This is a genomic window from Plectonema cf. radiosum LEGE 06105 (assembly GCF_015207665.1).
GTDB lineage: Bacteria > Cyanobacteriota > Cyanobacteriia > Cyanobacteriales > Nostocaceae > Rivularia > Rivularia radiosa_A.
This window is the reverse complement of sequence record NZ_JADEWL010000262.1, coordinates 1-4,094: the sequence shown is the minus strand read 5'-3', so window position 1 is coordinate 4,094 and position 4,094 is coordinate 1. Positions and strand designations below refer to the sequence as shown.

The following is a 4,094-nucleotide window of genomic DNA, read 5'->3' as shown; positions in this document are numbered from 1 at the left end:
GGGTGATGGGGGGATGGGGCAAATAGGAAGCTTAATTTAGGTAACTAAAATCTAAAGTTCTTCTGTAATTACAGTTATCTCTCATGAAGTATGAGATAGTACGAAGTATTTTATACATTAAAAATTGTATATGAACGCTAATAATAATTTCGATGTCAGTTTGAGTTTACCTTTACATCCTCCTGAAGATATAGATTTAGAAATTTTTAATTCTATTCAAAGTCCCGATTATAAACAAGGGAAACCTATAGAAGATATGAAACGATTGTTTCACAAACAAGTAATCGTTGACGATCAAACTACATTAGATATAAATACCATTGAAGTACCCGGTTTTATTGGTATTGCAGATGAGGAAATAATTACCAATTCTCAAGGAAACAAGATATCGGGACATGAAGATATTGTCCAGTTTCTCGATCAATACGGTTTACTTGTTTGTACTTATCAGTACAATAAAGACCGTTATGGTAAAGAGATTGATTTACGTCAGAGTCCCCAAAGTGCTTCCCAAGTTAATGATTTGATGGAAATTTTCATCAAAAATGAAGGACACCATTCTGGTACCATTGTACCCGCGATTCGGGAGGGTGAAAAACAAGCTTTTGCTTCCTTTAACGAACCGGATAGTTATCATCTTGGTTTATATGGTGAAAACGGATTTGTTGCGGTAGCCCAAAATTTAGTTTTTCCCGACTTTGTAACTCAGGAGCAGCAGAGGGGTTATACCGATAGTATTATTTGTTGGATGGCTTTGATGAATCCGTTTGTCAAATTTTCTCAGAACGATTTTAATGGAGGAGACCCAACTAAAGTTATTGATAGAACTAGTCTCCAGGAATTTTTGAAAAATTGCGCTTTGGCTAGTCTTGGGGATGAAAGCGCGATCGCGTTTCTGAATAATTCGGATAATAAAGCTTATTGTGCTGAGTTTGTTTATATCAGCTTGAATACTCCCGTTTATCCCTTCAATCTCAAAGGTTTAACTTCATTGTTGAATGATGAAGCAAAAGCCAGAGAAATCCTTGCAATTCAAGAAAAACAAAATCGCAGACAAAAAAATATTCTGAGCGATCGCAGTGGAAATCCAGAATTTCAAGCTTTTAATATCCAAATGCCAGTTGTACCTCCAGATTTACCATCTTTGGACGTACTCATGGTAGAAAATGGCATTAATATAGATTCTCAAAGCATTCCTTTTCCGGCTTTTACCCTTTCTCAAGTATTGCGTCGCGCTTTCCGCACCTTGTTACCGCGTCACAAAGAGGTTAACAACCCGAAAATTATTGAAGCACAAGTCAAGCTTTTTGGATATTTAGAACCTTTAATTTTAAAACAATTAGGACTTGATAATCCTTATGGTGAGGGATTTACTCCAGAAGCAACTGCACAAAGAGATGAAAAAGTCAAAGCAGTACGGGAATTCATCGCTTTTATCAAATCCCAACTGCAACAGAACTATAATAACTACACCGAACTTGATGCTGTAGTTGATAAAATTATGGAACAAGCCGATGAATTAATCGGTGTGAGCGATGTGAAGTATTTTGTGCCACCGCGCATTTATATAGACTTAGGACAAAATGATGGTGATGGTAACTTGCCTCAAGGTTGGGGATTTAAGTTAAATACTCTAGGGGCGTTAATTTATCGAGGTGCGGTTAAAGATATGGTTGTAACTCCTCCTCAACCGACTCCAGAAATACCACGGGAGATTCCAGAAACTCCCGATACTCCTCAAACACCTCCACAAAATAATCCCCCACGTCAGAAATCACAGATGAGGTAATTTTCAGTTAACGTGGTGTGTTGCCGTGTAGTGCAACGCACCAAAATTAAGTAAGTGAACAAAAATATTTACCCTGACTAAAAATTAACGAAAATAGTCTCAAACTCTTGCAATGAGCCGCACTCCGCAGGTGATAAATTCATTGCTCTACGCTACATTAGTTATAACCGAAGTGTAACTAATTATGAAAAAACCTCAAAAAACAGTTGACGAATATCTTGACACCTTAACTCAACAAGGAATCATAAAATCAGTAACTACAATAGGTCAATTATGTGATGAAATTTAACGGATTCGCGGAATTCCCCACTCGCCTATGCGGTGGGGATGGATAGCGAGGGGCGGTAGCCCCAATCTCCCAGGTGTCACAGCTTTCGTTACGATAAATAGGATTCGTGTTAAACTAAGGACATGAAAAATGTTGCTAAGGTACGAATTTATCCGACTAACGAACAGAAACAAGTGCTCTCACAAGCATTTGGTTGTGCGCGTTGGTATTGGAATAATTCACTGAGCGCAACGAATGAACTCTACAAACAGACGGGTAAGGGCTTATCTCAGATTGGGATGAACAGTCGATTACCTGCACTCAAAAAAGAGTATGAATGGCTAGGTGAAACCTACAGTCAGGTGCTGCAAAGCGTTTCACTGAATCTATCGAGGGCATTTATCAACTTCTTTGAGGGACGGGCATCATTTCCCAACTTCAAATCGAAGCACGATAAGCAGTCGATTCAGTATCCGCAAAAAGTCCAGATTGTCGATGATAGTCATCTGAAATTTCCCGGCAAGTTAGGCGTTATTTCTGCAAAGATTCACCGCAAGTTTGAGGGGAAAATCAAAACAGTCACACTCAGCATGAATCACGCAGGCAAGTATTACGCTTCTGTGCTGTTTGACGATGACTTGCCAGATGTTGGGATTTCTTCGGATGGTAAAGCGGTTGGTGTAGATGTTGGATTGACTCATTTCGCGATTACGTCTAATGGGTCTAAATTTGACAATCCCAAACACTTGAAGAAACACACTAAAAATCTCAAGCGTAAACAACAGAAACTATCTGGTAAAGTAAAAGGATCAAATCGAAGAAGCAAATCCCGTCGCATTGTAGCGCGGGTGCATGAAAGAATTGCAAATTCTCGTAAGGATTTCCAGCACAAATTATCTCGCAAACTGGTGAACGAAAACCAAGTCATCATTGTTGAGAATCTGGCAGTCAAGAACATGATGAAAAATCACTGCTTAGCTAAAGCGATCAGTGATTGCGGTTGGTCAGAGTTCACCCGTCAACTCAAATACAAGGCAGAAAGAGACGGTAAAACTTACCTAGAAATTGGTCGGTTTTTCCCATCGAGTAAGACTTGTCACGTTTGCCTCAATCAAGTGGGTAGCCTGCCTCTAGAGGTGCGCGTAGCTGGGCTTGCTCTAGTTGCCAAACAAAGCACGATAGAGACGTGAATGCGGCTATCAACATTCGAGAAGAAGGTATGCGTTTATTAGCGTTAGGAACTAGCGCTACTGCCAATGGACGGAATGTAAGTCCGGGGGTTGGAAGGAAATCTTCCGTATTATCGGCTGTTCCGGTTGAAATTGGAAGCCCCATCCCTCGGAGCGGGTGGGGTAGTTCATATGTAATATCCAATATCAGCTAACAGGAAATCCAAATTGCTCTTCAGTGAATTCTCTCCCATCGCTTTAATCGCTACGACTCCCACGGGTGCAAAGAAACTTCAACCCATGAGCCAAAACAAGGATGCTACTCTGTGGGTTTCAGAATCATTATCAGAAATTACTAATGCACAAACGTACAAAGATTCTCTGAAAAAACACGTAGCTGATTTATGGGAGACTCATAAAGCATTTGTTTTCTGTTTAGCTACAGGTGCAGTAGTAAGACTGATTTCACCATTGTTAAAAGATAAATCCACTGACCCAGCAGTGGTAGTGATAGATGAAACCGGAAAATTCGTCATAAGTTTATGTGGTGGACATCAAGGTGGTGCCGATAAGTTAGCAAAAATAATTGCTTTACAATTAGGTGCAACAGCGGTTTTAACCGGCGCTGCCAACGGTTTAGAATTACCTGCGGTAGATATGTTAGGTATTCCCTTCGGATGGTGTCGCGGTGGAGGTGATTGGAATGCAGTTAGTGCAGCAGTCGCTAAAGGGGAAGATGTAGAAGTAATTCAAGAAGTTGGTTCAACTCTATGGCAAAATCATCTACCCCAAACACATCCCTTCAAATTCCACCAATCCCCAACCACAAAAGCCAAAATCTATATCACCCACAAAACATCTTCTCCCC

The 4,094-nt window shown here is 40.3% G+C and carries 2 protein-coding genes and 1 pseudogene; all 3 read left to right on the top strand.

Features of this window, described 5'->3' with window-relative positions; all coding sequences use genetic code 11:
• The first annotated feature begins 130 nt into the window (after positions 1 to 130).
• Complete coding sequence (locus IQ247_RS31630; protein WP_193926143.1) at positions 131 to 1,789, top strand: hypothetical protein; 1,659 nt, start codon at positions 131 to 133, stop codon at positions 1,787 to 1,789.
• A gap of 411 nt (positions 1,790 to 2,200) precedes the next feature.
• A pseudogene (locus tag IQ247_RS31625) lies at positions 2,201 to 3,441 on the top strand (RNA-guided endonuclease InsQ/TnpB family protein).
• 13 nt (positions 3,442 to 3,454) lie between these two features.
• The coding region (locus IQ247_RS31620) for a cobalamin biosynthesis central domain-containing protein (protein WP_322745616.1) at positions 3,455 to 4,094 on the top strand (640 nt) is incomplete at its 3' end.

What these genes read in the sequence shown, in the direction of transcription:
- IQ247_RS31630 (WP_193926143.1), top strand. Translation starts at nt 131, where the DNA reads ATGAACGCTAATAATAATTTCGATGTCAGTTTGAGTTTACCTTTACAT.